The organism is Halomonas piscis (assembly GCF_031886125.1).
Classification (GTDB): Bacteria; Pseudomonadota; Gammaproteobacteria; order Pseudomonadales; family Halomonadaceae; genus Vreelandella; species Vreelandella piscis.
The window spans coordinates 2,822,938-2,846,948 of the sequence record NZ_CP119391.1 but is presented as its reverse complement, the minus strand read 5'-3'; the positions used below and the strand labels follow the sequence as shown (position 1 = coordinate 2,846,948).

Genomic DNA, 24,011 nt, shown 5'->3' with positions numbered 1-24,011 from the left:
TTTTGGGCAACTTGCCCCGCGCCGGCAAGCCTGGCTCGGCGCTGGCCTCAGGGTCGTTAAAGACGTATTTTGTTTCCATGTCAACAAAATCTCTTTTCCGCTTTGGGCCTGCTGAGCGGGCCGGGCACCGCCCTCCTCCGGCGTCTCGTCGGCGCGACCGCGTGCCGGCCTGGCAGGCGTTTTTCCCGCTGGCGGCCTTTCACGCGGCGCTGTTCGTGCCGCTCTCGCTGGCGGCAATGCACGGCTGGCTGCCCCGGCTTGCGCCGCTTGCCGCGCCCGCCGGGCACGCCCGGGAGCTGTTGTTCGGCTTTGCCCTGGCGGTGATCGCCGGCTACTTGCTGGGCCCGCTGGCCAAAAGGCGGCTGGCAGCGCTGGTGGCGCTATGGCTTCTCGGCCGGCTGGGTACGGCGGGCGGCGGCTGGCTGGTCGTCGCGAGCCTCGCCGACGCGCTCTTTGCCGCCGCCGTGGCGTGGCTGGTGGTGCCGCGCTTTTTCGCCGCCAAAAAGTGGCGCAACCGCGTGCTGGCGCCGCTTGTCGGCCTGATCTGCCTGCTGGCTGTCGCCACCCTGGGGACGCGCTATTTGGCCGGGTGGTCGGCTTTTCTGCTGCTTGAGCAGGGCGTGCTGTGGCTCGCGCTGCTGATGGCCTTCATGGGCGGGCGGCTGATCGCCCCGGCGGTAAACGGCTATCTGAAGCGGCGTTTCAACAAGAGCGGCGCCGGGGTGCAGCCGCGGCTCGAAGCGGCGCTGATCGTGCTTCTGGGGGCTCTGCCAATGGCGCTCTGGCTGCCTGACGGCCGGATAGTGGCGGCGCTGATGGCCGCCGTCGGCGGGGCGCTGGTGCTATACCGGCTGCGGGGCTTTGCCCCCTGGCAGTGTCGGGCGCGGACGGATCTGCTGGCGCTGATGGCAGGTTACGCCTGGCTCGGTGCGGGGCTATGGCTGTACGCCGCAGCGACCGCGGGAGTATTGCCGATGAGCACGGCGCTTCATGGGGTGACCGTGGGAGCGCTTGGGTCGCTTGCCAGCGCGGTGATGCTGCGTCAGGCGGTGTCCCGGGCGAAGGCCCGTCCGGAAAGCGAGCGGGCTTTCATGCCGCTGGCGCTGCTGTTTGCCGCCGCGGCGGCGCTGCGCCTGGGCGGCGGTCCGGCCGCGCTGTGGAGCGCGGCGCTGTGTTGGAGTGCGGCCTGGCTCGTGGCGGCCTGGCGGCTTTTACGCTGGATCAGTACGACCAGATGATGGCCATCAAAAGGCCCCAGGCCAGCACCCCGGCCGCCATGATGGTGTAGGTGGCCGACATGGTGGTCATGTCCTGGCCCTGGCGCTCGCACAGCGCGCCCAGTCCCTGATACACCAGGCTACAGGAGATGCCCAGCGCCACCAGCACGGCGAGCACGTTGAGCAATAGGCTGGGGATGAGCAGCACCACGGCGGATGACCACAGCGGCAGCGGGGCCAGGGCGGCCAGCAGGTAGGCGTCCTGGTAGTCGATGGTCAGGTCGTCGGCGATGTTGACCACGGTATGAATCAGCCAGCCCATGACGAAGAACGTCAGAAGCTCGGACAAAAACAGGATGGTGGTAATAAAGCGCCACTGGCGATCGCCGAATCCGGCGACGAAGGCGTCGCCGTAGTGCGTTCCGGCATAATACAAAAGTACCGGCGGAATCAATGACATGGGCAGCACCAGGCCAAAGGCCAGCTTGGCGATGGACGGCCGGCGGCGCTGCAGTTCTTTCCAGCCCGCCCGGCGCGTGAAGGGCAGCTTGATCACGGTAGTGGGGTTCATGGCGGTGTCCTCGAGGGTGGGTGGAGAAGAGAGTGGCAGCCAGGGACTAATACAACCATTAGCATAAAGACGATGGCTCGTCAGGCGGCCAAAAGTATCATACTATGATGTTTTGTGTTGAAACCATCAGGCTGCGCCCGTTCGCTTGTCAAGACGAACGGGGCGCCGCGGACAGCGCCATGAATGACGTTTCTCTTTCCCCGCAGGACTTTCAGCAGCTATCGGCGTTTCGCTATCAGCTGCGCTGTTTTTTGCGCCACAGTGAGGATATCTGCCGCGAGCACGGCCTGACCCCGCTGCAGTATCAGCTGCTGTTGCACCTGCTGGCCGGCAAGGGCCGCCAGTGGGCGACCGTAGGCGAGCTTGCCGAGCGGCTTCAGGCCAAGCACCACGGCACGGTAATGCTGGTGGATCGCTGCGAGCAGTCCGGCCTGGTCAGGCGTGCGCGGGGCCGTGAGGATCGTCGCCGCAGCGAAGTTCATCTACTGCCCCGCGGGGCCGAGCTGGCCCGCACAATCGCCGCGCAGCACCAGCCGGAGCTGCGCCGGTTCAGGGATACGTTCTGCCTGACCGACCCGCCGGGCGAAGCCTGAGCGCGGCAGCGAGCCGCCTTGACCTGAATCAATACGGGCAGAGGGCGGCCCGTGGTTTGCTGGGCGTTGTCTCTCACCATCTGCTCAGGAGGCAGCATGAGTACCCCCCGCGAGAACGACTGGGACCCTCGCACGGAGGAAGTCCAGGCCGATCAGATTCAAGCCTATGACGATATGCGCAGCCATTGCCCGGTAGCCTTCAGCGACTATCTGCAGTGGTCGCTTCTGCGCCATGCCGACGTCATGCGCGTGCTTGAAGACCACGTCACTTTCAGCAACGCGGCCAGCCGGCATCTGTCGGTGCCCAACGCCATGGATCCGCCGGAGCACACCGGCTTTCGCCGCATCATCGAGCCCTACTTCAACAAGGCGGCCATGGACGAGTTTTCGCCCCGCTGCCGGGCCATTGCCGAAGGCGTGGTGGAGCGTTTGCCGCATGACGGCGAAGTCGAGGCCATGGCGGCCATGGGGCAGAATTTCGCGCTGGAAATCCAGTGCGCGTTCATGGGCTGGCCCGACAGCCTGCACGAGCCGCTGCGCGACTGGGTCAAGCGTCAGCAGGCGGCAACCTTCGCCGGCGACCGCGAGGCGCTGGGCAAGCTGGCGCTGGAGTTTGACGGCGTGATCCGTGAGCGTCTGGCAGTGCGCCGACGCATGGACACGCCGCCGGATGACGTCACCACCCGCCTGATGCACGAAACCATCGACGGCCGCCCGCTCACCGATGAAGAGCTGGTCAGCCTGATGCGCAACTGGACGGTCGGGGAGCTTGGCACCATTTCGGCGAGCATCGGTATCGTGATGCGCTTTCTCGCCGCCAACCAGGACTGGCAGCAGCGCCTGCGCGACGAGCCGACCATTGTCTCTGGGCTGATCGACGAGATTCTGCGCCTGGACGCGCCGCTGATGTCCAACCGCCGGGTGGCCACCTGCCCGGTAGAGGTGGGCGGGCGTCGTATCGAGAAGGGCGAGCGGCTGACGATTCTGTGGGGCTCGGCCAACCGCGACGCCGAGGTATTCCCCGAGCCCGACCAGGTGCGGCTGGACCGTGACCCCAGACACAATTTGTTGTACGGTGCCGGCGTTCACGTCTGCCCCGGCGCACCCTTGGCGCGTATGGAGCTTGTATATTTCACCCAGGCGCTGATGAGCGCGACTCGGGAAATTCGCCTGGCAGGCGAGGATCCGGCAGTGCGCGCGCGCTATCCTGCCGGCGGCTACGATCGCGTGCCGCTTTACGTCCGTCGCTGATGCGGCGATTTACCGCGCCTTTTTGATCGTTATCAACGTTTTCCAAAAGGCAAATGCTTTATAATAAAGATGCATTCAGGGTGCATCTTAAAAACCGAAAGCCGGGGCTGCTGCCACCGGCCGGGCGAGCAAAAGGGGGGATGATTCATGGCCGAAGGACTCACCAGGTCGGCGGCCCGCAATATTTTCTACGGCGGGTCGCTGTTCTTCTTTCTGCTGTTCACGGCGCTGACCGTGCATAGCCACTGGTACATGGTGAATGACTCCACCGACAGCGCCGGGCTGACCGAATCGGTCAAGCACGGCAAAGAGGTGTGGGAAGAGAACATGTGCATCAACTGCCACACCATTCTGGGCGAGGGCGCCTACTTCGCCCCGGAGCTTTCCAACGTGTGGGAGCGCTACGGCGGGCATGAAAGCCCCGAGGCTGCACGTAGCGGGATCGAAGCCTGGATCCGCGCGCAGCCGCTGGACATACCCGGGCGCCGCCAGATGCCGGCCTACGATCTGAGCGACGAGGAGATGCAGTCGCTGATCGACTTTTTCGAATGGACCGACGGCATCAACGCGCAAGACTGGCCGCCGCATTCTGCCGGCTGATCCAAGGAGAACCCATCAATGAAATACGAAACGCAAAAGGTAGCGCTACCGTTCTTCATGGTTGCCATGGCGCTATTTGCCCTGCAGCTGATCTTTGGGCTGCTGTCTGCGACGGTCTATGCCTGGCCGGACTTCATGACCAGCATCATGCCGTTCAACATCATGCGGGTAAGCCACACCAACCTGCTGATCGTGTGGCTTCTGATCGGCTTTATGGGCTGCACCTACTATCTAATGCCCGAAGAAGCGGAGCATGAGATCGCCAGCCCTACCGTCGCCTATCTGCAGCTGGCCATTTTCGCCTTTGCCGGCGCGGCCGCGCTGGTCGGCTACCAGTTCGGCATCCACGAAGGGCGCGAGTTCCTCGAGCAGCCGTTCTGGGTCAAGGTGCTGATCACCATTTCGTTCTTGCTGTTCCTGTTCAACACCAGCGCCACGCTTGCCAAGGGCCGCAAGACCGCGATCAACATGGTGCTGATGCTGGGGCTGTGGCTGGCGGCCATCTTCTGGCTGTTCGCCTTCTATAACCCCTCCAACCTCGCCGTGGACAAGCTCTACTGGTGGTGGGTGGTCCACCTCTGGGTGGAAGGCGTGTGGGAGCTGATCATGGCCTCCCTGCTGGGCTACCTGGTGATCAAGATGACCGGCGTGGACCGCGAGGTCATCGAAAAGTGGCTCTACGTGATTGTCGGTCTGGCGCTGTTCTCCGGTCTTCTGGGCACCGGCCACCACTACTACTGGATCGGCGCGCCGAGCTACTGGCAGCCTATCGGCGATATTTTCTCCACCCTCGAGATTGCGCCCTTCCTCACCATGGTGCTGTTCGCCTTTACCATGTTCTGGAAAGGTCGGCGCAACCACCCCAACAAGGCCGCCATGCTGTGGACCCTGGGCTGCCCCACCGTGGCCTTCTTCGGCGCCGGTGTCTGGGGCTTCATGCATACCCTGCACTGGGTCAACTACTACAGCCACGGCACCCAGGTCACCGCGGCCCACGGCCACCTGGCGTTCTACGGCGCTTACGTGATGATCATCCTCGGCGTGATGACCTTCGCCATGCCGTCGCTGCGTCGCAGCCAGCCGTATAACCAGGTGATGAACATGTGGGGCTTCTGGATCATGACCAGCGCCATGTGCTTCATGACCTTTACGCTGACTTTCGGCGGCGTGGTGCAGACTCACCTGCAGCGCGTGCTGGGCATGAACTATATGGAGGTTCAGGACCAGCTGGGGCTGTTCTACGTCATGCGTCTGGGCGCAGGCGTGGCCGTAGCGATCGGCGCCGCGCTCTTGATCTACGCTTTCTTCGGCCCCCGGCGACTCCAGGTGCCGGATAGCGGAACGCAAATGACCGCCGCAGGCCCCGAAAGCGCCTGAAGCCGATGAAGAAGGGGCCCCGTTCGCGGGGCCTTTTAGGCTACGCCTTCAGGCCTGTCCCAGATTTCCTGCTGCCGGGAGTGTTTCATGTCTTTATCTACCGCTTCTGCCCCCGAGGTTGACGCCGCGGTGCCGTACTACCAGAACGTGGGCAACGAAACCGAGATGTTCGAGCAGGCCTTTGCCCAGCGCCTGCCGCTTTTGCTCAAGGGCCCCACGGGCTGCGGCAAGACCCGCTTTATCAGCCACATGGCGGCAAAGCTCGGCAAGCCGCTGCACACGGTGTCCTGCCACGACGACCTGACCGCCGCCGACCTCACCGGTCGCTATCTGCTCCAGGGCGGCGAAACCCGCTGGGTGGACGGCCCGCTGACCCGCGCGGTGCGCGAGGGCGGCATCTGCTACCTCGACGAGGTCGTCGAGGCGCGCAAGGACGTGACCGTGGTGCTTCACCCGCTCACCGACGACCGCCGGGTGCTGCCGCTGGAGCGTACCGGCGAGATGCTCGAGGCGCCGGACGATTTCATGCTGGTGGTCTCGTACAACCCGGGCTATCAGCACATTCTCAAATCGCTCAAGCCCAGCACCCGCCAGCGCTTTGTCGCCATGTCGTTTGACTTTCCGCCGCCGCCGGTGGAGCGCGATATCGTGGCGAAGGAAAGCGGCCTGCCCGCGGAGCGCTGCGCGGCGCTGGTCAACCTCGCCGCCAGCCTGCGCGGCATGAAGGGCCAGGATCTGGAGGAGGGTATTTCCACCCGTCTGCTGGTCTACTGCGCCACCCTGATCCGCGCCGGCATGCCCATCGTCGACGCCGCCCGGGCCACTCTGGTGGAGCCGCTTTCCGACGACGCCGACGTTCAGGAAGGGCTGATGGAAGCCGTCCGCGCCACCTTCGGCTGATCCTTTGCTCAGGAACCTGCGACCAGGAGGCAGCCATGCTGGATTTTCTTGAAGTAGAAGAGTTTGTCGGTCGCCACTGGCACCGCTGGGCATCCCGGGCAGAGAGCTATCCGGACCATCCGGACGCGGCGGTGCTGCTGGACGACATGCAGCACCTGCTCGGCGTGTTCTTTCGCGCCGCCGGCGGCGATGCCGGGGTGGAAGTGGCGGCGATCAAGCCTCGCGCGTCGCGCCACCGGCTGAGCCTGCGCCAGCGGCTGGGGCTGGACGAGGAAGCCCTGGATCAGGCGCGGCGGGACGAAGAACATCTGCTGCTGCCGCCGCGCCTGGCGCTGTTTTCCGAAACGGCGCTCAACCGCGATCTGTATCTGTGGCTGACGGCCTACCTGGCCGAAGTGCGCCCGGTGGCGCTGCCCGCCGACCCGCTGCAGGCGGACCTGCACCGGCTGCGGGAGGCCCGGCGCACCGGGCAGGCGGCGCTTGCGCGCTTTCCCGGGCTGCAAAATCGCTATAGGGCGCTGTGCGCGGCGCTGCTGGCCATCCGCCCGCGGCGCCGGCGGCTGCCGCCGGTGGAGGCGGCGCTTGAAATGGCGCTGTGCGCCGAGCTGGGCGCGCCGGACCCGGAAGGCGGGCAGGCGCTCGACTATCAGCGCGCTATCCGCGACCCCGACGCCTCGCTGGATGCGTTTCGCGCGCCCCAGGGCTACCGTCCGCCGCTGCCGGTACCGCTCTGGGGCGAAGCCGTGCAGATGGGGACCCGGGACGCCGAGCAGGACACCGTGGAAGACGACGACGGCGCCGAGCTCAAGACGCGCCACGAGGACGAAGACGACCAGGGCAAGCGCCGAGCCGACCGCCGCGAACAGGATCAGGCTGACCGCGACGATCCCTTTATGCTCAACGCCTCGGAAAAAATGCTCTCCTGGGCCGAAATGGTCAACCTCAACCGCGACGTGGACGACGAGGACGAGGACGCCCGCCAGGCTGCCGACCAGATGGAGGAGATCGTGCTCTCGTCCAACCGCAAGAAGGCGGCCTCCAAGCTCAAGCTCGACCTTGACCTGGCGCCGGACGAAGCCAGCGGCGGCCGGCTGAAGGGCCGCCACGTCTATCCGGAGTGGAACCACCGCAAGCAGGCTTACCTGCCCGACCACTGCGTGGTCTATAGCGAAGAGCAGAGCGAGGAGGGCGAAGACTGGACGCCGGACGAGCTTACCCGGCGGCGCATCCGCCGGGTGCGCCGGGAGTTCGAGGCGCTAAGGCCCCGGCGCGAGCTGTTGCGCGGCCAGCTGGACGGCAGCGAGCTGGACATGGACGCGGTGATTCGCGCGCGCTGCGATTTCGCCGCCACCGGCGAATCCAGCGACCGGCTTTACGTGGACAGCCGCACCCAGGCCCGGGATCTGGCGGTGTCGATTCTGGTGGACGTCTCGCTTTCCACCGAGGCCTGGCTTGACGACCGCCGGGTGCTGGACGTGGCCAAGGAGGCGCTTTTAGTGCTGGGGCACGGGCTTGCCGGCTGCGGCGACGACTATGCAATCCACAGCTTCACTTCCCAGCGGCGTCACAAGGTCTTCGTCAATACGCTCAAGAACTTCGACGAAACCATGGGCGACAGGGTAACCCGGCGCATTTCGGCGCTCAGGCCCGGAAGCTATACGCGCATGGGACCGGCCATCCGCCACCTGACCCGGGAGCTGGCCGAGCGGCCCAACCGCCACCGGCTGCTGCTGATGCTCACCGACGGCAAGCCCAACGACAACGACTACTACGAAGGCCGCTACGGCATCGAAGACACCCGCAAGGCGGTGCTCGAGGCCCGGCGTGAAGAGGTGCGCGTGTTCGGCGTGACCATCGATCGTCAGGCCGGCCAGTATATACCGCGCCTGTTCGGCCGCGGCGGCTATGCCATTGTCGAACGGCCGGAACATCTGGCACTGGCGCTGCCGGGGATTTACCGCCAGATCATTGCCACCTGAGGGGAGGAAAATATATTGCGCCCATCATGGATTCAATCGTTCAGCCGCTCGCGCCTGTGCCTGGCACTGGCGGGGTGGCTGGTCTGCGCGGTGGCGGTGATGCTGCCGCTGGTGTGGCTGATCAACAACCGCGACTGGGGCATTGCGCTGATGCTGATCATGCCCGCGGTGGTGTACGGCCTGATGCGCCTGGCCCGGCGGCTGGAGCACTGGGCCAGAGTGCCGGCTTAGACGAGGCGCCTCGCGCCCTGTGTCATTGCGAGGCGCTTGCGCCGTGGCAATCTCCCTACCGTGCTGAATGCAAGATACCCCGAGATCACTGCGCAAGCTTGTGATGGCACAGTGACTACATTATCAACACCTACACCACCAGGCGGGCGTAGAGATAGCCCGCGCTGATCAGCAAAAGCGTCAGCGTGATGATGCCGATAAAGGCGCCTTTCCAGGCACCGGTGGACTGGCGCAGGTTCAGATAGACCAGCAGTATTTGCTGGGCCTTGAAGCCGGTGACCAGCACCACTAGCGCCGCCGACCACAGCGGCAGCGCCTGCCAGCCGTCCTGGTCCAGCCGGGCCGAGACCATGGAGACCACCGTCAGCGCTATCAGTACGCCCCAGGTGATCAGCAGGTGGCGTTTGCCGGGCAGCGTTGCCATGACACTCTCCTTTGAAAAAGGCTGCCGCTCAGCGCAGCAAATACAGCAGCGGGTAGAGCAAAATCCAGATCAGGTCGACCATGTGCCAGAAGGCGGCCGCGGTTTCGACGTTTTCCAGGCTGGTTTTCCAGCTGACCAGGCCCAGCAGCACCAGCCCGAACAGCACGTGGGCAAAGTGAAAGGCGGTGAGCCCGAAATAAAAGCCGAAAAACGTATTGGTCTCCGGGGTAATGCCGACGGCAAACTTGCTCGTATATTCGAACACCTTGATAGCGCCGAAAAGCACCCCGAGCCCTGCCGCGCAGGCAAGCCACTGGCGGGTACGGCGTATCTTCCCCGCATCAACGGCTTCCACGGCAAAGGCGACAAAGAGCCCGCTGGTCAGCAGCACCATGGTGTTGAGCCCGCCCATAAGCGGATCCAGCTGCTGCTGAGAGGAGTCAAACAGCGACAGCTGGGCGGCGCGCTCGGTGATGTAGAGCACGAAAAACGCCATGAAGACTACCAGCTCGCTCAGGATCAGCACCCACATCAGGGGGTTGCCGGGCAGGGCGGAAAGCGGCCCCCAGCCGGGGTTGGGCAGCGGGCGGCCGGGTTGGGGCTGGTCGTACTGACTCATGAGTCCGCCAGGGTAATACCGGCGCCGCCAAAGGCCGGGCTTTTGGGGTGCGGGATGGGGCGATTGGTCATCAGCCGCGAAACGCCGACGCCGCAGCGGCCCACCAGCCAGATCAGGCAGACGGTAAAGAAGGCGTAGCCCATGGCCCAGGGCGTCAGGGGAGAAATGCCGATCACGCCTAGCAGCTCCCAGGCAAGGATAAAGGCGACGCCGCCCAGCACGCCCAGCCAGAAGGTGCGCAGCTGAAACTGCAGATGGCTTTGCACCCAGGGCGCGGCGTGGCGGTAGTGGCGGTGTGCCAGCAGCGCGCCGATAGGCGCGGTGATCACCGTCATGATGCTGCCCAGAAGCAGCCAGTAGACAATCACCGCGATACCGCGGCCGGGCGCGTTTTTATCAAGCGTCGGGTGGTCGATATCCGGAGAAGCAGCGTATGCGCTATTGGGGGCGTCAGCCATGGGTCACCTCGCGGGTCAGCGGCCGGCGCTTCCGGCCTTATGATGTATTTCATATACTACTATATAGGCGGCGCCATTCGGTAGTTTGGCCTGGTTCCATATTGACGCACCCGGGCGGATAAAACCCGAGTACTGCGCATAAGTACGGCGCATAAGTACGGCGCATAAAGAAAAGGCCGGCGTAAGCGCCGGCCTTGACGGTGAGATATGCCGAGTTAGCGTCGGCCACTCTGTTATTGCACTGCCCCTGGAATGGGCTGCATCGATTCAGCCTGCTGCATCGCATGCGGCGAGAGGTTCGCCTGCGCCTGGGAGAGGCCGACAAGGGTAAGGGCGGCGGCGAAAAACAGCGTAAGTAGGACAGTGCGTAGCATGATGGCTCCTGACGTCGACGTATCAAATAAAGACGTTGCATATTGCGGGAGTGGCTTTGCTTGTGCGGAGTGGGCGTTGGTGTAAAAACGACTCGCCTTGAGAAAAGCCATCGAGCATGTTGCGCGCGTGAGTATACGAATAAAACGTTGTAAAAACAATGGCGTTGGCGAAAAGTCCGCGGATGGCGCGGCCATCGCCTGCGCCGGCGGCGGAAAAGCGCCGAACTAGCGCCCGGGGGATTAACTTCCCGGCGCGTCATGGGCACACTGGGACGTTGACAGCGCTACCGGCGATAAACGGTAGCCAACGCACGTCAGTGCATTGATCAAAGGAGTCAGACGTAATGAAAGCGGTTGCGCTAACGCGACACCTGCCCGTGGACGATCCCCAGGCGCTGCTGGACGTCGATTTGCCCAAACCCGAGCCGCTGGGCCACGATCTGCTGGTCGCGGTCAAGGCCGTTTCGGTCAACCCCATCGATACCAAGCTGCGTGGCCCCAAGGGTAAAGGTGGCGAACAGGAAGAAAGTTCGCCCCGGGTACTGGGCTTTGACGCCAGCGGCGTGGTCGAGGCCGTGGGCCCGGACGTGACGCTGTTCAAGCCCGGCGACGAGGTGTACTACGCCGGCGATATCACCCGCTCCGGTTCCAACGCCGAATACCAGCGCGTGGATGAGCGCATTGTCGGCCCCAAGCCAACCTCCTTGAGCTTTGCCGAGGCCGCCGCGCTGCCGCTGACGACGATTACGGCCTATGAGGCGTTTTTCGAGCGGCTGGGCATTGACCCGGACGGTGCCAACAAGGGCGAAAGCCTGATGATCGTTGGCGCGGCCGGCGGAGTGGGCTCCATCGGCATCCAGCTGGCGAAAGCCGCCGGGCTCGAAGTGATCGCCACCGCCTCCCGGGAAGAAACCACCCGCTGGGTGAAGGAGCTCGGTGCCGATCACGTGGTCAACCACCGCGAACCCATGGTTGAGCAGGTGCGCGCGCTGGACTTTGAACACGTGGATCACATCGCGATCTTCAACGACATGGGCCACTGGGACGCCGCCGTGGAGCTGATCCGCCCCCAGGGCGGCATTGTCAGCATTGACGATACCGAGCAGCCCATGCCCATGGCCGGGCTGAAGACCAAGGCGGCGAGCCTGCACTGGGAGTTCATGTTTGCCCGGCCGATGTTCAAGACGCCGGACATGGTCGAGCAGCATCGGCTGCTGAACCGCGTGGCGCGAGAAGTCGACGCCGGCCGCCTCCGGACGACGCTTGAGACCGTGCTGAGCCCGATCAACGCCGAGAACGTGCTCAAGGCCCACGCGCTGATCGAAACCGGCACGGCCAGGGGCAAGGTGGTCGTCGAAACCTTTGCCTGACCGGAGTCGCCCAGACAAAAAGCCCCGCCCTGCATTGTCTGCAGGGCGGGGCTTTTTTCAGGCCGGCCGGTTGACGGTGCCGGCGCGTTAGCGCGGGCAGCGCTTTACCAGTCCGAAGGCTGCTCGGGGCTATCCAGATGATGGTCGTTGGCGGGCAGCTCGGTGGTCTGGTGGGTGCGCGCCATCAGCGCGAACTCGGCTTTGGTCAGGGCAACGCTGTGTCCTAGTACGTTTTCGGCATCAACGTTGGTTTTGGCCGGCTGCGCTGTCGGTGCGGTGGCTGCGATCGGCTCCTGGATATCCTCGTTGGCCTGCTGGATGACCACGCTGGCGCTGGCCGCAGCGGGCAGGGTAGCGGCAATAACGAGAGAGAAAAGCAGTGACTTCTTCATGGTGTAACTCCGTAACGATAGGGGGCGCTTTGATGACCGCGCCGCCCGTGTGGTGGCCATATACTGCGCCTGCGTACGGGGTCGTGACAAATTAAAAATTATTATCAGGCTAATTAATTTATCGCCACTGACAGGCATTTTTTCTTGTTTTGGTATGTTATGTCTGTAATTCTAGACAGATGGACAATACGCAGACACTCGACGTTCTTGCCGCGCTGGCCCAACCCACCCGGCTGGAAGCTTTTCGCCAGCTGGTACGCCACGAGCCCGAGGGGCTCTCGGCCGGCGAGGTGGCGCGTGCGCTTGGCGTGCCGCATAACACCATGTCGACGCATTTGGCCACGCTTCAGCGCGCAGGCCTTGTGGATTCGCGCCGCCAAAGCCGCTCGATCATTTACCGCGCCCGGCTGGAAAGCCTGAATGAAACGCTGGATTTTCTGGTGCAGGACTGCTGCGCCGGTGATCCGCAGCGCTGCGCGACGTCTGCGCCAACACTCGACTTTCAAGGAAATATTCCCATGACAAGCGTGATCTACCACAACCCCGCTTGCGGCACCTCGCGCAATACGTTGGCGATGATGCGAGCCTCCGGCGAAGAACCCCACGTGATCGAGTACCTGAAAACGCCGCCGACGCAAAAGAAGCTGGTCGAACTGCTTGACGCCATGCAGATCACCCCGCAAGCGCTTTTGCGCAGCAAGGAAATCGAGCGCCGCGGTCTCGATCTGGACGCCTCGGCGCTGGATGACGACGCGCTGATCGACGCCATGCTCGAGCACCCGGTGCTGATCAACCGGCCCATCGTGGTGACGCCGAAGGGGGCACAGCTGTGCCGCCCGCCGGAGACCGTGCTTTCGCTTCTGGCCACGCCGGTTGAATCCTTTACCAAGGAAAACGGCGAGATCGTGCAGCCGGGTGACGCGGCACGTTAGGCGGTCAGGCAGCGCCAACGGAGGGAGTAAAATGGCTAACCACAGGAGCACGGCATGCTCGCGCTGGTAATCTTTATCGCCACGCTCACGCTGGTCATCTGGCAGCCCCGAGGGCTCGGTATCGGGGTCAGCGCGCTGGGCGGGGCGGCCGTGGCACTTGCCACCGGCGTGGTGAACCTTGCCGACGTGGCGGTGGTGTGGGGTATCGTGTGGGACGCCACCTTTACCTTTGTCGCGCTGATCATCATCTCGCTGATACTCGACGAAGCGGGATTTTTTGCCTGGGCGGCGCTGCACATTGCCCGCCTTGGCGGCGGGCGCGGGCGGCTGCTGTTCCCGCTGATCGTGCTGCTGGGCGCGCTGATTGCCTCCACCTTTGCCAACGACGGTGCCGCTTTGCTGCTTACGCCCATCGTCGCGGCGATTTTGCTGCGTCTGTCGTTTACCCCGGCCGCAGCGCTGGCGTTTATCATCGCCACCGGCTTTGTTGCCGATACCACCAGTCTGCCGCTGGTGATTTCCAACCTGGTCAACATCGTCAGCGCCAACTACTTCGACCTCGGCTTTGGCCGCTACGCCGAAGTCATGGTGCCGGTGAACCTGGTTTCTCTTGCCGCCACGCTTGGCGTGCTGGGGTGGTACTTCCGCCGGGATATCCCCAAGCGCTACGACGTCGCGCAGCTCGAAGCGCCGGCCAGCGCGATCCGCGACCGCTACGTGTTTTACGCCGCCTTCCCGCTGCTGGGGCTATTGCTCGCGGCGCTGTTTGCCAGCACCCGCTGGCCGCTGCCGTTTAGCGTGATCATGGGCGCAGCAGCGCTGCTGCTTGCTGCTATTGCCGCGCGGGTTTGGGCTCTTGGCCGGCCGCGGCCGGTGTCGCTTAGCAAAGTGATCAAAAACGCCCCGTGGCAGATCGTGCTGTTTTCACTGGGGATGTATCTGGTGGTCTACGGGCTGGGCAACGCCTGGCTGACAGGCGCGGCGTCCGGCGTGCTGGAGTGGCTGGCCGGGCAGGGTGAGGTCGCAGCGACCGTGGGCACCGGCGTGGCCGCGGCGCTGCTGGCATCCGTCATGAACAACATGCCGGCGACGCTGATCGGGGCGCTTGCCATCGATCAGGCCGAGCTTCCGCAGATGACTCAAGAACTGATAATTTACGCCAACGTGGTGGGCAACGACCTGGGGCCGAAGTTTACCCCCATCGGCAGCCTCGCCACGCTTCTGTGGCTGCACGTGCTGGCGGGCAAGGGTTACCGCATTGGCTGGGGACAGTATATGAAAGTCGGCGTGGTCATCACCACGCCGGTGCTGCTGGCCACCCTGCTGGCGCTGGCATTCTGGCTGCCGGCGGTGGCGCCGGCGGGCTAGGCGTCAGTCTTTAGGCTCGGACGCGGGCTCGTGCCAGTCCCGGGGTTCGCTGCGGTCGCATTTGACGCAGCCAAGCTCAAGGCCCAGCCGGGAGCGGCGGCCGGCTTCGGTCGTCACCCAGGGCCGCTCGGTCCACGGCGGCTGGTGGCGCACGTGCTGGTTGTGGCCGCAGGCGAGCCGCGCCACCCAATGGTCTTCCTCGTCCTTGTGATAGCCGACGATGGGCTGTTGCATTTACGCCTCCGACGATGGCGCCCAGATATTCACCCCGCCTTCCACGGCGTAGCGGTCAATTTCTGCCAGTTCTTCTTTCGTAAAGTCCGGCGCATCCAGCCCGCCCACGCAGTCGGTCACCTGCTCCGGGCGGCTGGCGCCGATCAGCGCCGAGGTTACCCGGCCGCTGCGCAGCACCCAGGCAATGGCCATCTGCGCAAGCGTCTGGCCCCGGCGCTCGGCAATGGCGTTGAGCGCGCGCACGTGTTCCAGGTTTTCCTCGGACAGGTGCCCGGCGCGGATGGTCCTGCTCCGGTCCGCCCGGCTGCCCTCGGGCACGCCCTTGAGGTACTTGTCGGTCAAAAGCCCCTGGGCCAGCGGCGAAAACACGATGGAGCCCATGCCCAGGTCATCCAGCGTATCCAGCAGGCCGTCGTCTTCGATCCAGCGGTTGACCAGCGAGTAGCTCGGCTGGTGGATCAGACACGGCGTGCCCAGCTCGCGCAGAATGGCCGCCGCCTCTCGGGTACGCTGAGCGTTGTAGGAGGAAATCCCCGCGTACAGCGCCTTGCCCTGGCGGACGGCGTGGTCCAGCGCGCCCATGGTTTCCTCAAGCGGCGTTTCCGGGTCAAAGCGGTGAGAGTAGAAAATATCCACGTGGTCCAGCCCCATCCGCTGCAAGCTGCTGTCCAGACTCGACAGCAGGTACTTGCGGCTGCCCCATTCGCCGTAGGGGCCAGGGTGCATGTAATAGCCCGCCTTGGTAGAAATCACCATTTCCTCGCGCAGGCCGGCAAAATCGGTGTTGAGGATGCGACCAAACAGCTCCTCGGCGCTGCCCGGCGGCGGGCCGTAGTTATTGGCCAGGTCGAAATGGGTAATGCCGTGGTCAAAGGCCGTGCGGCAGATGGCCCGGGCGTTGTCCGCGCGGGCGTTTTCGCCGAAGTTCTGCCACAGGCCCAGCGAAATCGCCGGCAGCTTCAAGCCGCTTTTCCCGCAGCGGCGGTAGGGCATGCGTTCGTAACGGTGCTCATTGGGCATATAGCGCATCGCGACATCTCCTTGCCGTAAAAGGCCGTGAAGCCAAGGGACGGGGCCATTATGCGACGGGCGCAATAGAGAAAAAACAGTGCAAGGTTAGGCAGGCGGGCGATTTTCTGCCAAATTAAGCAGGCAGGATCATTTTGATCCGCTGCGTTAGCTAACGGAGTACGCGATGAATAGCGATCAAGCGAAAGGCAACTGGAAGCAGCTGAAAGGCGAAGCCAAGAAGCGCTGGGGCAAGCTGACCGACGACGAACTTGACGTGGTTGCCGGCGAGCGTGACAAGCTGATCGGCAAGGTGCAGGAGCGCTACGGGCTGGCCGAGGAAGAGGCTCGTAAGGAAGTCGACGAGTTCTACGCGTCATCCGATTCGCAGCGTCACTAGGTGCGCCGCGGCTAAGACTCTCCACCAGGACTGAAGTACCCGCCGCCTGCACCTAATGCCGTGCAGGCGGCGTCTGTGGTTTCCCCTCTCTCGATTCCTCTCCGCCGCCCTGCGGCATGGCTAATATTTCCTTGCGCTACTGCATGACCGGTTCAATGCCGGTATCCGCATGGCCTCCCTCGCCGTGGCGGGGTGCCCGCTTGTCAGAAGCTCGCGGCCGCAGACCTGGAACAGGTTGCATGTTTTTTGCGCGATTGGCGGCAAACTTTCCCCCCCTGGCGGTGACTCAAGGGCACCAGCAAAGAAAACAGCGTTTCTTCTGGGCTAGTGTCAGCTGTAACACGAAGCATGTAAGCCGGGGGTGATATGCCCACCGCGTAACACTCCCCGTTGTCGACGTTATCCAATGTGTAGGGAAGAGCTTTATGAGTAACATCAAGCAGTCTCTGCTGGCGCCCGCTTTTATCGTAACGGCGCTGGGCCTGGCCGCCTGCGACGGCGGCTCGGACATGCCTGCAGAACCCGAAACGGGCAGCCCCGAAGGCGGGCAGATGCAAGATGACCCGATGCAAAATGATCAAATGAACCAGGATCCTGCCGACAGCGGCATGGGCGGCAGCGAACCCTCGGCGGGCGGCGGCGATACCGGCACCCCTGAATGATTCCCCTCCAGCGGCACTTCTGAGGTGCCGCTTTTTTTGCTGCCCGCCTCCGGCCGGGCGCTTGCAGCCCTGCCCCTACTGCCTGCGTTCACGTCGTAAAATTTGAGCGGATGCCTTGCCAAGCCGTTTGCCGATGTTTTATACAGAGCCCCGCGCTTGAACAGCACGGCGAGCCCTGCCGCTTGCTCGACGGCGAGTCCGCTTAATGCCTTAACCGATCACTAGCCGCATAGTGATGTGGAGCCAACATGAACGACCTGCCAAACGACGGCCGTGCCCGACGCGAACGCACTTTCTTTGGCCACCCCTGGCCGCTTGCGACGCTGTTCGGCATGGAGGTCTGGGAGCGCTTTTCCTTCTACGGCATGCAGGCGATCCTGCTGATCTACCTGTATTACGAGACCTCCCGCGGCGGGCTGGATATCAGCCAGCCGGTGGCCATCGGCATCGTCGGCGCCTACGGCAGCGGGGTGTATCTGGCGGCGATTCTCGGGGGCTGGTTCGCCGATAGGGTATTCGGCGCCGAGCGCACGCTTTTCTACTCCGGTATTATTGTCATGCTGGGGCATACGGCCCTGGCGCTCATTCCCAGCGTCCACGGCGTGGCCGTGGGGCTTGTGTGCATCGCGCTGGGCGGTGGCGGGGTCAAGGCGACCTGCTCGTCGCTGGTGGGCTCGCTCTACGCGCCGGGTAGCCCGCGGCGGGATGCGGGGTTTTCCCTTTTCTATCTGGGCATTAACGTCGGCGGTTTCGCCGGGCCGCTGCTCACCGGGCTTTTGCAGCAAAGCGCCGGCTTTCATTACGGCTTCGGCATCGCCGCCCTCGGCATGGCCGTTGGCCTTTTGCAGTATGCCAAGGGGCGCAAACGGCTGCCGGAGACACAGAAGGCCGCGCCGACGCCGCTGGGCGAGGGCAGCGCCAAGCGCTACGCCATTGCCGGCGCCGCTGCCGTTGCCGGTCTCGCGCTGGCCATCGCCGCGGGCTGGGTTCGCGCCGACAACCTCGCCGCCGTGCTGCTGGGCATTATTGCGTGCGCCTCCGTTGCCTACTTCTACGTCATCCTTCGCTCTGATCGGGTAACGGACGAGGAAAAGCGCCGGGTTTACGCCTTTATTCCGCTGTTTCTGACCAGCGCGGTCTTCTGGGCGCTCTACAGCCAGTTCTATACCGTCATTACCGCGTTTTTCGACCAGCGCGTGAATCGAGACCTCTGGGGCTGGACGGTGCCGGTGGGCTGGCTGGTGTCCGTGCAGGCGTTGACCATCATTGTCTTTTCCGGCGTGTTTGCCTGGCTGTGGACCACCCTTGGCAAGCGCCAGCCCTCGTCCGCGGGCAAGTTCGTGCTGGCCATGGGCATCATCGGACTGACCTTTCTCGGCTATGTGCCCTTTCTGGGTAGCCTGGCGGACAGCATGCCGCTGGCCGTGCTGGTCGTGCTGCTGCTCGGCTTTACCTGCGCCGAGCTGTGCCTCTCGCCGATCGGCCTGTCGGTCTCGACGAAGCTTGCGCCCCAGGCGTTTCAGACGCAGATGCTGGCGCTCTTTTTCATGTCGATGTCGCTGGGCTTCGCCTCCGGCGGAGAGCTGGGCGGCCTCTACACACCGGAAACCGAAGTGACCTATTTCATTACCATGGCGGCCATTGCCCTGGGGAGCGGGGCGCTGCTGCTGGTTTGCCTGCCGTTTATCCGCAAGACCATGCAGGGCGTCGATTGACGCCTGGCCGCGGCTAGAAGCTGGAAAGCCCGGTGGCTTCCATCAGCCGGTAGCGCCAGCGCTTCCATGGGCTGACAGCGGCGTCTTCCGCCAGGGCTACACTGGTGCGCCGTGACGCCGGGGAAAGCCACTGGCGTTCAAACAGCTCGGCGGCCCGGGCGATCGCCGGGGTCGCGTCGTTGCCCGCAAGCGACACGCTGGTTTCCAGGTTGAGGTTGTCGAGATTGCGCCGGGTGAGGTTGGCCGAACCCAGTATCATTGTCGCTTTCACCGGCGAGGCGTCCGCGGCTTGTCGGTGCAGCAGCAGCTTGGTGTGGCACTGCTCGCCCCGGGTGATACACCAGCGCACCTCGGCGCCGGCTCCGGCAAGCTCGGCGGCCACCGGCCGGTTGGGAATGCCGCTTTTTTTGATGCCGAAGGCCTCGCGGTTGGGGTCCAGCAGCACCCGCACGACCACGCCTCGGGCGCTGGCGGCTTTCAACGCCTCGACGGTCGCGCGGTGGGCCAGGTAGAACATGGCAATATCCAGCCGGTCGCCGCTTCCGGCCTGCCGGATGCGACCGAGTGCGGCATCGCGGATCGCCGCTTCGGTGAGAAGGCGCAGGCGCGCGCCCTCGGTGCCTTCCGGCGCGGTTTCCGCCCGCTGTCTGGCGGTTTTGGCCGAGGCCGCCGGCCAGGCCCTCGCGTCAGGCGCTTTGCCACTGCCCGACCAGCCGGCCAGAAGTCGCTCCGAGGCCAGCAGGTCAAGCGCCGCCGGCCCCTCAAAGCGCAGGGCGACGTTATCGTGGCGGCTGCTGGCGTCGTGGGGGTTGGCGCTGGTCACCAGCCCGGCCCAGCCGTCGCCCTGGTCGACCACCAGGGTCTTGCGGTGGTTGGCGCGGAAGTTGGCCATCGCCAGGTAACTGCGCAGGGTAATGCGGCCTTCGCCCAGGGGGTTGGGCAGCCAGCCGCCGCCCCGATCGTTGCCCAGCCGGTGCAGCCCCAGGTGCCAAAGGCCCGACCACAGCGGATTGGAGGCGCGCAGCCGGGACAGATCGGTCATGATCAGCTCCACGCCGGCGTCTTCCAGCCGCGCCAGGTGCTCGGGCAGCTGGGCGCCGTAAAGCGTATTGAGCGGGTCGGTGATCACTTTGACGCTCATCCCCGGGTGCCGGCGCTTTTGCTCGATCAGGGCGTCGGCCAGCTCGCCGGAGAGCGGTCGCACGTCGTCGCTGTCGGCGCCGGCGGCAAAGTCGTTGAACAGGAACATGTCCGCAACGACGAGCCGCCGGGCCTGGGCGATCATGTCCATCACTTCGTCAAAAATCGCCTGGCGGCGGTGTTGGTGGCCCTCGGCGTCGTACCAGGTTTCATCCGTCAGCAGGCGCACGTTGTCCGCCGGTCGTGCGGGCCAGGCCACGCCGACGCCGTCAGGCAGCGGCTTGTAGCGCTGCCACAGCCCCATGGCCAGCCAGGCAGCCGCGAGCAGCAGCAGCGCCCAGAGCATTATGCGTTGGCCTCGACGGCGCCGATCATGGCTCATCCTCAGCTGGGGCATTGGGGGTGCCTGTTCAGGGGAGTAAAAGGGTCGAGCCGGTGGTGCGCCGCTCGGCCAGCGCCCGTTGGGCGTCGCCGGCCTGGCTGAGCGGATAGCGCTGGGCGATATCAATGCTCACCCGGCCGCTTTCCAGCATGGCGAACAGCTCCTCTGCCATGGCCTCCAGGCGCTCCCGGGTCGTGGCATAGCCGTTGAGGCTCGGGCGGGTGACAAACAGCGAGCCCTTCTGGTTGAGAATACCCAGGTTAACGCCTTCTACCGGGCCCGAGGCGTTGCCGAAGCTCACCATCAGGCCGCGGGGTTTGAGGCAGTCCAGGGAGGTTTCCCAGGTATCCTTGCCCACCGAGTCGTAGACCACGTCGCACATGGCGCCGTCGGTGATCTCGCGCACGCGCTCGACGACGTTTTCACGGCGGTAGTCGATGATCTCTTGGGCGCCGTTGCGGCGCGCAAGCTCGGCCTTTTCCGCAGAGCTGACGGTGCCGATCAAGCGTACGCCCAGCGCCCGCGCCCACTGGCAGGCAATCGAGCCGACGCCGCCGGCGGCAGCGTGCCAGAGAACGGTTTCACCGCCCTGAAGCGGATACGTCTGGCGCAGCAGATACTGGGTGGTAAGCCCCTTGAGCATGCAGGCCGCGGCGGTGTCGAAACTCACCGCCCGGGGCAGGGCCATCACTTTGTCGGCGGGCAGGGTGTGATAGTCTGCGTAGGCACCCAGCGGCCCCTGGGCATAGGCGACCCGGTCGCCTTCGCGAAAATGAGTGACGCCCTTGCCCACGGCGTCGACCACGCCCGCGCCTTCGGTGCCCAGCCCGGAGGGCAACGAGGGCGCCGGGTAAAGGCCGGTGCGCACGTAAATATCGATGAAGTTCAGGCCGATGGCCTTGTTCTGCACGCGCACTTCGCCGGGGCCGGGATCCGCCGGGGTGGTTTCCACGAGTTCGAGAACCTCGGGGCCCCCGGGGTGCGAAAACTGAATACGCTGGGACATGGTAAAAATCTCGTATAAAAGACGGGCGGCGGTTTTAAAGCGTCGCGGGGAAATTCGCCAGGCCGTTCGTAAAGCGCTGCTTATAGCTCTCGAACAGCTTTGGGTCTCGTTTGAGGCTCTGGGCCACGGCGGCGTCGTCCACGCCCAGCGGCGGCGACAGGTCGTCTAGGCCGGTGGCCGGATGGTGCGAATTTAGCCCGATGCGTATGTCGTGAGGGCCGTCAAACCAGCGGCCGATGCCGGCGTGCTCAAAGCGCTCCCGTTCGGCGTCGTCGCTGGCATCCACGCGCAGCGGGGCGCGCTCGGCCAGCTCGTGGATCAGCACCATGGCCGGCGAGTTACCGGCCTCGCTGTCAAGGTCTACCATCAGCATCGGCGTCATGCCCTGGTTGGCCTTATCCAGTACCAGCAGCGCCAGCGCCAGGGGACGGCTGCTGTCGTCTACCAGCGCCAGCACCCGCGCCGCCTGCTGCTCAAACAGGACGCCGGCGACGCCGGCAAAGCGCAGCAGGGGCGTCAGGCCGGCATCGCTGCCGAAGGTATCGGCACACAGCCGCGCCAGGCAGGCCTCGCGCTGGTCGGGTTCATTGACCTGAATCACTCGCATGGTTTGCTATCTCCTGAGCGTGCCCGGCACGCGCCTGACTGCCGATACGTCGCGAAAAACGACGGGGAAAACAGGCAAAGCCTAGCACAGACGGGGCGGAGACAGGCGACCGCCCGCCGACTCACTATTTTGGCCGCACCAACCAGGGAGGCACCATGGCAGAGACAGCGCAGGATCTAACATCGCCGGCGGTTCTCGTGTTCGACGTAAACGAGACGCTGCTGGATATTACCCATCTGGCGCCGCTTTTTGATCGCGTTTTCGGTGACAAAGCGGTACTGAGAGAGTGGTTTGCCCAGCTGGTTCTTTACTCGCAGACGCTGACGCTTGCCGGCCTCTATACGCCCTTCGGCGAGCTGGGAGCGGGCGCGCTACGGATGGTTGCCGATATTCACAAGGTCAGCCTGGCAGAGCCGGACATCGCCGAGCTGAAAGAGCGGCTGAGCGCCATGCCGGCCCACGCCGATGCGGCCCCGGCCCTTGCCCGGCTGCGCGATGCCGGTTTCCGCCTGGTTACCCTGACCAACTCCGCCGGCGGCGCTTCGCCGACCCCGCTGGACACCGCCGGGCTAAGCCATTTTTTCGAGCGCTCGTTCAGCGTTGACGCGGTCAAGCAGTTCAAGCCGGCGCCCGACACCTACCGCCTGGTGGCCGAGGCGCTGGCCGTCGAGACGTCTGACCTGTGCCTGGTGGCGTGTCACCTCTGGGATACCATCGGCGCTCAGGCGGCCGGCTGTCGCGGTGCCTGGGTCGCTCGTTCCCACAACGCTATTCTGCCGGCCTCCGGCGTGCCGCATCCGAATATCGTTGCCTCGGGGCTTTCTTCCCTGGCCGATCAGCTGATTGCGCCGGCGGGCCGCCGCAGCTAGCGCCGCTTGAAGCGGCCCGGCGCTGCCCGTACCTTGTGCTCCCCGCACCGGTTCAACCAAGGAGCGTGCCATGCGCACCGTTAAGGATCGTATCCGCCATGCGCTGTCGTTTGAGGTCATCGGCATACTGCTGGTGATTCCGCTTGGCGCCTGGGCGTTCGACAAGCCGGCAAACGATATTGGCGTCCTTGCCATCGTCGGCGCGACCGCGGCCACCTGCTGGAACTACGTCTACAACCTGGGGTTTGACCACGCCATGCTGCGCCTTTTTGGCAGCGTGCGTAAAACGCTGCTGATCCGCGTGGTGCACGCGCTGCTGTTTGAAACCGGCCTGCTTATTGCCCTGCTGCCGTTCTTTGCGTGGTACCTCGGCATATCCCTGCTTCAGGCCTTCCAGATGGATATCTCCTTCTCGGTGTTCTACGTCGTTTACGCCTTTGTCTTCAACTGGGCCTACGATGCTCTCTTCCCCGCGGGGCTGGAGAGTGGGACAGCCAAGGCAGGAGTTAATTAAGAGAAGGCTGCTTGGCGGGGCTAACGCAGGGCCGTGAAGTACTGAGCAGGCGGCAGGCCCAGGGCCTTTTTGAACATGGTGATAAAGGCGGTGACCGAATCATAGCCAAGGGTGCCGGCGACCTGCTGCACTGTGGCGCCGCCGGCCAGCTCGCTCAGGGCGACGATCAGATGCAGCTGCTGGCGCCAGCGGCCGAAGGTCAGCCCCGTTTCCCGCTGCACCAGCCGAGCCAGCGAGCGCTCGCTCATGGCGAGCTTTGCCGCCCACTCGGCGACGGTGGTGCGGTCGGCCGGGTTTTGTTCGAGGGCATCGGCCAGCCGGCGGATGCCGGGATGTTCCGGCACCGGGAAATGCAGCCGCTGCACGGGAGAAAGCGGCAGCTGTTCGAGCAGCACCGACGCCAGGCGCTCGGTCGGGCTTTCGCTGGGATAGGCCGGCGTCTGTGCCAGATGCCTGATCAGCTCGCGCACCAGCGGACTGATCGCCAGGGTGCAGCACTCGTTCGGCAGTGGGGTAGCGCCGGGCTCGATAAACAGAAAATAAATGTGCGCGTTTTCCGTTACCCGGTTACTGTGCGGCGTTCCGCCGGGGATCCACACCGCATGTTGCGGCGGCACCATCCAGATGGCATTGGGCACGTCGCACGTGACGCTGCCGTGCAGCGCCAGCACCAGCTGGCCCTTGCGATGCCAGTGTACCGGCTGTTCGGCGTCATTCTGGTCGACCTCTACCCGCAGGGCTACCACCGGCCGTTCATGAGGATCCGGCTTGAACTGCGCCAGCAGGTCGGTCAGCAGGCTGCTTTTTGTCATGATTTA

Annotated in this window: 28 protein-coding genes; 16 read left to right on the top strand and 12 right to left on the bottom strand. The window is 64.5% G+C overall.

The features are described from left to right. Positions 1–77 precede the first annotated feature (77 nt). Complete coding sequence (locus tag P1P91_RS13415; RefSeq protein WP_311883251.1) at positions 78–1,238, top strand: NnrS family protein; 1,161 nt, start codon at positions 78–80, stop codon at positions 1,236–1,238. Here the strand turns inward: P1P91_RS13415 and P1P91_RS13410 are convergent. Beyond that, positions 1,222–1,788 carry a YIP1 family protein gene (locus P1P91_RS13410; RefSeq protein ID WP_311883250.1) on the bottom strand — a complete coding sequence of 189 codons (567 nt, stop codon included), beginning with the start codon at positions 1,786–1,788 and terminating at the stop codon, positions 1,222–1,224. The two genes, P1P91_RS13415 and P1P91_RS13410, sit on opposite strands and share 17 nt — an antisense overlap. A 179-nt stretch (positions 1,789–1,967) precedes the next feature. Between P1P91_RS13410 and P1P91_RS13405 the strand changes: the two genes are divergently transcribed. From P1P91_RS13405 to P1P91_RS13375, 7 genes are all read left to right on the top strand, one after another. Continuing rightward, entirely contained in the window at positions 1,968–2,381 is a 414-nt protein-coding gene (locus tag P1P91_RS13405) for a MarR family winged helix-turn-helix transcriptional regulator (RefSeq protein WP_311883248.1), read from the top strand. Between the two features lie 96 nt (positions 2,382–2,477). Continuing rightward, entirely contained in the window at positions 2,478–3,632 is a 1,155-nt protein-coding gene (locus P1P91_RS13400; protein WP_311883247.1) for a cytochrome P450, read from the top strand. Positions 3,633–3,779: 147 nt separating this feature from the next. Continuing rightward, positions 3,780–4,232 carry a c-type cytochrome gene (locus P1P91_RS13395; protein WP_311883246.1) on the top strand — a complete coding sequence of 151 codons (453 nt, stop codon included), beginning with the start codon at positions 3,780–3,782 and terminating at the stop codon, positions 4,230–4,232. Between the two features lie 18 nt (positions 4,233–4,250). After that, positions 4,251–5,609, top strand: coding sequence for a cbb3-type cytochrome c oxidase subunit I (locus P1P91_RS13390; RefSeq protein WP_311883245.1), 1,359 nt, complete (start codon positions 4,251–4,253; stop codon positions 5,607–5,609). Between the two features lie 87 nt (positions 5,610–5,696). Continuing rightward, positions 5,697–6,509, top strand: coding sequence for a CbbQ/NirQ/NorQ/GpvN family protein (locus P1P91_RS13385; RefSeq protein ID WP_311883243.1), 813 nt, complete (start codon positions 5,697–5,699; stop codon positions 6,507–6,509). A 35-nt stretch (positions 6,510–6,544) separates the two neighbouring features. Continuing rightward, the gene (locus P1P91_RS13380; RefSeq protein ID WP_311883241.1) at positions 6,545–8,488 is read left to right on the top strand and encodes a nitric oxide reductase activation protein NorD; all 1,944 of its coding nucleotides are present in this window, start codon (positions 6,545–6,547) and stop codon (positions 8,486–8,488) included. 15 nt (positions 8,489–8,503) lie between these two features. Then, a complete protein-coding gene (locus P1P91_RS13375) occupies positions 8,504–8,719 on the top strand; it encodes a hypothetical protein (protein ID WP_311883240.1) in 216 nt (71 codons plus the stop codon). Positions 8,720–8,849: 130 nt separating this feature from the next. Here P1P91_RS13375 and P1P91_RS13370 read toward each other — a convergent pair whose 3' ends face one another. From P1P91_RS13370 to P1P91_RS13355, 4 genes are all read right to left on the bottom strand, one after another. Then, complete coding sequence (locus tag P1P91_RS13370; protein WP_311883238.1) at positions 8,850–9,143, bottom strand: cytochrome C oxidase subunit IV family protein; 294 nt, start codon at positions 9,141–9,143, stop codon at positions 8,850–8,852. A 28-nt stretch (positions 9,144–9,171) separates the two neighbouring features. Further along, a complete protein-coding gene (locus P1P91_RS13365; RefSeq protein ID WP_311883237.1) occupies positions 9,172–9,762 on the bottom strand; it encodes a cytochrome c oxidase subunit 3 in 591 nt (196 codons plus the stop codon). Further along, positions 9,759–10,220, bottom strand: a complete 462-nt coding sequence (locus P1P91_RS13360) for a DUF4870 family protein (RefSeq protein ID WP_311883236.1) — start codon at positions 10,218–10,220, stop codon at positions 9,759–9,761. Before P1P91_RS13360 ends, P1P91_RS13365 begins: the two co-directional genes overlap by 4 nt. Positions 10,221–10,453: 233 nt before the next feature. Then, positions 10,454–10,705 (bottom strand): hypothetical protein, encoded by a 252-nt coding sequence (locus tag P1P91_RS13355; protein ID WP_311883234.1) that lies wholly within the window; start codon positions 10,703–10,705, stop codon positions 10,454–10,456. A 233-nt stretch (positions 10,706–10,938) separates the two neighbouring features. On the opposite strand from P1P91_RS13355, the gene P1P91_RS13350 reads away from it, so the two are divergent. After that, the gene (locus P1P91_RS13350; protein ID WP_311883231.1) at positions 10,939–11,964 is read left to right on the top strand and encodes a zinc-binding alcohol dehydrogenase family protein; all 1,026 of its coding nucleotides are present in this window, start codon (positions 10,939–10,941) and stop codon (positions 11,962–11,964) included. 104 nt (positions 11,965–12,068) lie between these two features. Here P1P91_RS13350 and P1P91_RS13345 read toward each other — a convergent pair whose 3' ends face one another. Further along, the gene (locus tag P1P91_RS13345; RefSeq protein WP_311883230.1) at positions 12,069–12,356 is read right to left on the bottom strand and encodes a hypothetical protein; all 288 of its coding nucleotides are present in this window, start codon (positions 12,354–12,356) and stop codon (positions 12,069–12,071) included. Positions 12,357–12,535: 179 nt separating this feature from the next. On the opposite strand from P1P91_RS13345, the gene arsC reads away from it, so the two are divergent. Both arsC and P1P91_RS13330 read left to right on the top strand, forming a co-directional pair. Then, complete coding sequence (gene arsC / locus P1P91_RS15205; RefSeq protein WP_446497204.1) at positions 12,536–13,288, top strand: arsenate reductase (glutaredoxin); 753 nt, start codon at positions 12,536–12,538, stop codon at positions 13,286–13,288. Positions 13,289–13,342: 54 nt separating this feature from the next. Then, complete coding sequence (locus P1P91_RS13330; protein WP_311883228.1) at positions 13,343–14,656, top strand: arsenic transporter; 1,314 nt, start codon at positions 13,343–13,345, stop codon at positions 14,654–14,656. A gap of 3 nt (positions 14,657–14,659) precedes the next feature. On the opposite strand, the gene P1P91_RS13325 is transcribed toward P1P91_RS13330, so the two are convergent. Next, positions 14,660–14,890 carry a DUF3565 domain-containing protein gene (locus tag P1P91_RS13325; RefSeq protein ID WP_311883227.1) on the bottom strand — a complete coding sequence of 77 codons (231 nt, stop codon included), beginning with the start codon at positions 14,888–14,890 and terminating at the stop codon, positions 14,660–14,662. Beyond that, positions 14,891–15,919, bottom strand: coding sequence for an L-glyceraldehyde 3-phosphate reductase (mgrA, locus tag P1P91_RS13320; protein ID WP_311883226.1), 1,029 nt, complete (start codon positions 15,917–15,919; stop codon positions 14,891–14,893). It abuts the gene before it with no gap. Between the two features lie 166 nt (positions 15,920–16,085). Between mgrA and P1P91_RS13315 the strand changes: the two genes are divergently transcribed. The 3 genes from P1P91_RS13315 to P1P91_RS13305 all read left to right on the top strand — a co-directional run bounded on the left by P1P91_RS13315 (position 16,086) and on the right by P1P91_RS13305 (position 18,675). Beyond that, complete coding sequence (locus P1P91_RS13315) at positions 16,086–16,298, top strand: CsbD family protein (protein ID WP_311883225.1); 213 nt, start codon at positions 16,086–16,088, stop codon at positions 16,296–16,298. Positions 16,299–16,723: 425 nt separating this feature from the next. Further along, positions 16,724–16,960: a hypothetical protein gene (locus P1P91_RS13310; RefSeq protein ID WP_311883224.1), complete on the top strand. Its 237-nt coding sequence runs from the start codon at positions 16,724–16,726 to the stop codon at positions 16,958–16,960. 248 nt (positions 16,961–17,208) lie between these two features. Beyond that, a complete protein-coding gene (locus tag P1P91_RS13305; RefSeq protein WP_311883222.1) occupies positions 17,209–18,675 on the top strand; it encodes a peptide MFS transporter in 1,467 nt (488 codons plus the stop codon). Positions 18,676–18,688: 13 nt separating this feature from the next. Here the strand turns inward: P1P91_RS13305 and P1P91_RS13300 are convergent, their stop codons facing one another. From P1P91_RS13300 to P1P91_RS13290, 3 genes are all read right to left on the bottom strand, one after another. Further along, the gene (locus P1P91_RS13300; RefSeq protein ID WP_311883219.1) at positions 18,689–20,161 is read right to left on the bottom strand and encodes a phospholipase D-like domain-containing protein; all 1,473 of its coding nucleotides are present in this window, start codon (positions 20,159–20,161) and stop codon (positions 18,689–18,691) included. Positions 20,162–20,225: 64 nt separating this feature from the next. After that, on the bottom strand, positions 20,226–21,203 hold the full coding sequence (locus P1P91_RS13295) for an NADPH:quinone reductase (RefSeq protein ID WP_311883218.1): 978 nt from the start codon (positions 21,201–21,203) through the stop codon (positions 20,226–20,228). A 34-nt stretch (positions 21,204–21,237) separates the two neighbouring features. Next, the gene (locus P1P91_RS13290) at positions 21,238–21,810 is read right to left on the bottom strand and encodes a hypothetical protein (RefSeq protein WP_311883217.1); all 573 of its coding nucleotides are present in this window, start codon (positions 21,808–21,810) and stop codon (positions 21,238–21,240) included. Positions 21,811–21,965: 155 nt separating this feature from the next. On the opposite strand from P1P91_RS13290, the gene P1P91_RS13285 reads away from it, so the two are divergent. Together P1P91_RS13285 and P1P91_RS13280 are read left to right on the top strand one after the other, a co-directional pair. Next, positions 21,966–22,679, top strand: a complete 714-nt coding sequence (locus tag P1P91_RS13285) for a haloacid dehalogenase type II (protein ID WP_311883215.1) — start codon at positions 21,966–21,968, stop codon at positions 22,677–22,679. A gap of 70 nt (positions 22,680–22,749) precedes the next feature. After that, positions 22,750–23,193 (top strand): PACE efflux transporter, encoded by a 444-nt coding sequence (locus P1P91_RS13280; protein ID WP_311883214.1) that lies wholly within the window; start codon positions 22,750–22,752, stop codon positions 23,191–23,193. A 20-nt stretch (positions 23,194–23,213) separates the two neighbouring features. On the opposite strand, the gene P1P91_RS13275 is transcribed toward P1P91_RS13280, so the two are convergent. Beyond that, a complete protein-coding gene (locus P1P91_RS13275; RefSeq protein WP_311883213.1) occupies positions 23,214–24,005 on the bottom strand; it encodes an AraC family transcriptional regulator in 792 nt (263 codons plus the stop codon). Between the last annotated feature and the right edge of the window lie 6 nt (positions 24,006–24,011).

Coding starts and splice junctions, on each gene's coding strand:
- P1P91_RS13390 (WP_311883245.1), top strand. CDS start 4,251: ATGAAATACGAAACGCAAAAGGTAGCGCTACCGTTCTTCATGGTTGCC.
- P1P91_RS13280 (WP_311883214.1), top strand. CDS start 22,750: ATGCGCACCGTTAAGGATCGTATCCGCCATGCGCTGTCGTTTGAGGTC.
- P1P91_RS13360 (WP_311883236.1), bottom strand. CDS start 10,220: ATGGCTGACGCCCCCAATAGCGCATACGCTGCTTCTCCGGATATCGAC.
- P1P91_RS13295 (WP_311883218.1), bottom strand. CDS start 21,203: ATGTCCCAGCGTATTCAGTTTTCGCACCCCGGGGGCCCCGAGGTTCTC.
- P1P91_RS13285 (WP_311883215.1), top strand. CDS start 21,966: ATGGCAGAGACAGCGCAGGATCTAACATCGCCGGCGGTTCTCGTGTTC.
- P1P91_RS13400 (WP_311883247.1), top strand. CDS start 2,478: ATGAGTACCCCCCGCGAGAACGACTGGGACCCTCGCACGGAGGAAGTC.
- P1P91_RS13275 (WP_311883213.1), bottom strand. CDS start 24,005: ATGACAAAAAGCAGCCTGCTGACCGACCTGCTGGCGCAGTTCAAGCCG.
- P1P91_RS13300 (WP_311883219.1), bottom strand. CDS start 20,161: ATGCTCTGGGCGCTGCTGCTGCTCGCGGCTGCCTGGCTGGCCATGGGG.
- P1P91_RS13325 (WP_311883227.1), bottom strand. CDS start 14,890: ATGCAACAGCCCATCGTCGGCTATCACAAGGACGAGGAAGACCATTGG.
- P1P91_RS13365 (WP_311883237.1), bottom strand. CDS start 9,762: ATGAGTCAGTACGACCAGCCCCAACCCGGCCGCCCGCTGCCCAACCCC.
- P1P91_RS13405 (WP_311883248.1), top strand. CDS start 1,968: ATGAATGACGTTTCTCTTTCCCCGCAGGACTTTCAGCAGCTATCGGCG.
- P1P91_RS13410 (WP_311883250.1), bottom strand. CDS start 1,788: ATGAACCCCACTACCGTGATCAAGCTGCCCTTCACGCGCCGGGCGGGC.
- P1P91_RS13380 (WP_311883241.1), top strand. CDS start 6,545: ATGCTGGATTTTCTTGAAGTAGAAGAGTTTGTCGGTCGCCACTGGCAC.
- P1P91_RS13350 (WP_311883231.1), top strand. CDS start 10,939: ATGAAAGCGGTTGCGCTAACGCGACACCTGCCCGTGGACGATCCCCAG.
- P1P91_RS13305 (WP_311883222.1), top strand. CDS start 17,209: ATGAACGACCTGCCAAACGACGGCCGTGCCCGACGCGAACGCACTTTC.
- P1P91_RS13415 (WP_311883251.1), top strand. CDS start 78: ATGTCAACAAAATCTCTTTTCCGCTTTGGGCCTGCTGAGCGGGCCGGG.
- P1P91_RS13395 (WP_311883246.1), top strand. CDS start 3,780: ATGGCCGAAGGACTCACCAGGTCGGCGGCCCGCAATATTTTCTACGGC.
- mgrA (WP_311883226.1), bottom strand. CDS start 15,919: ATGCGCTATATGCCCAATGAGCACCGTTACGAACGCATGCCCTACCGC.
- P1P91_RS13315 (WP_311883225.1), top strand. CDS start 16,086: ATGAATAGCGATCAAGCGAAAGGCAACTGGAAGCAGCTGAAAGGCGAA.
- P1P91_RS13355 (WP_311883234.1), bottom strand. CDS start 10,705: ATGGCTTTTCTCAAGGCGAGTCGTTTTTACACCAACGCCCACTCCGCA.
- P1P91_RS13310 (WP_311883224.1), top strand. CDS start 16,724: ATGAGTAACATCAAGCAGTCTCTGCTGGCGCCCGCTTTTATCGTAACG.
- P1P91_RS13370 (WP_311883238.1), bottom strand. CDS start 9,143: ATGGCAACGCTGCCCGGCAAACGCCACCTGCTGATCACCTGGGGCGTA.
- P1P91_RS13345 (WP_311883230.1), bottom strand. CDS start 12,356: ATGAAGAAGTCACTGCTTTTCTCTCTCGTTATTGCCGCTACCCTGCCC.
- P1P91_RS13385 (WP_311883243.1), top strand. CDS start 5,697: ATGTCTTTATCTACCGCTTCTGCCCCCGAGGTTGACGCCGCGGTGCCG.
- arsC (WP_446497204.1), top strand. CDS start 12,536: ATGGACAATACGCAGACACTCGACGTTCTTGCCGCGCTGGCCCAACCC.
- P1P91_RS13330 (WP_311883228.1), top strand. CDS start 13,343: ATGCTCGCGCTGGTAATCTTTATCGCCACGCTCACGCTGGTCATCTGG.
- P1P91_RS13290 (WP_311883217.1), bottom strand. CDS start 21,810: ATGCGAGTGATTCAGGTCAATGAACCCGACCAGCGCGAGGCCTGCCTG.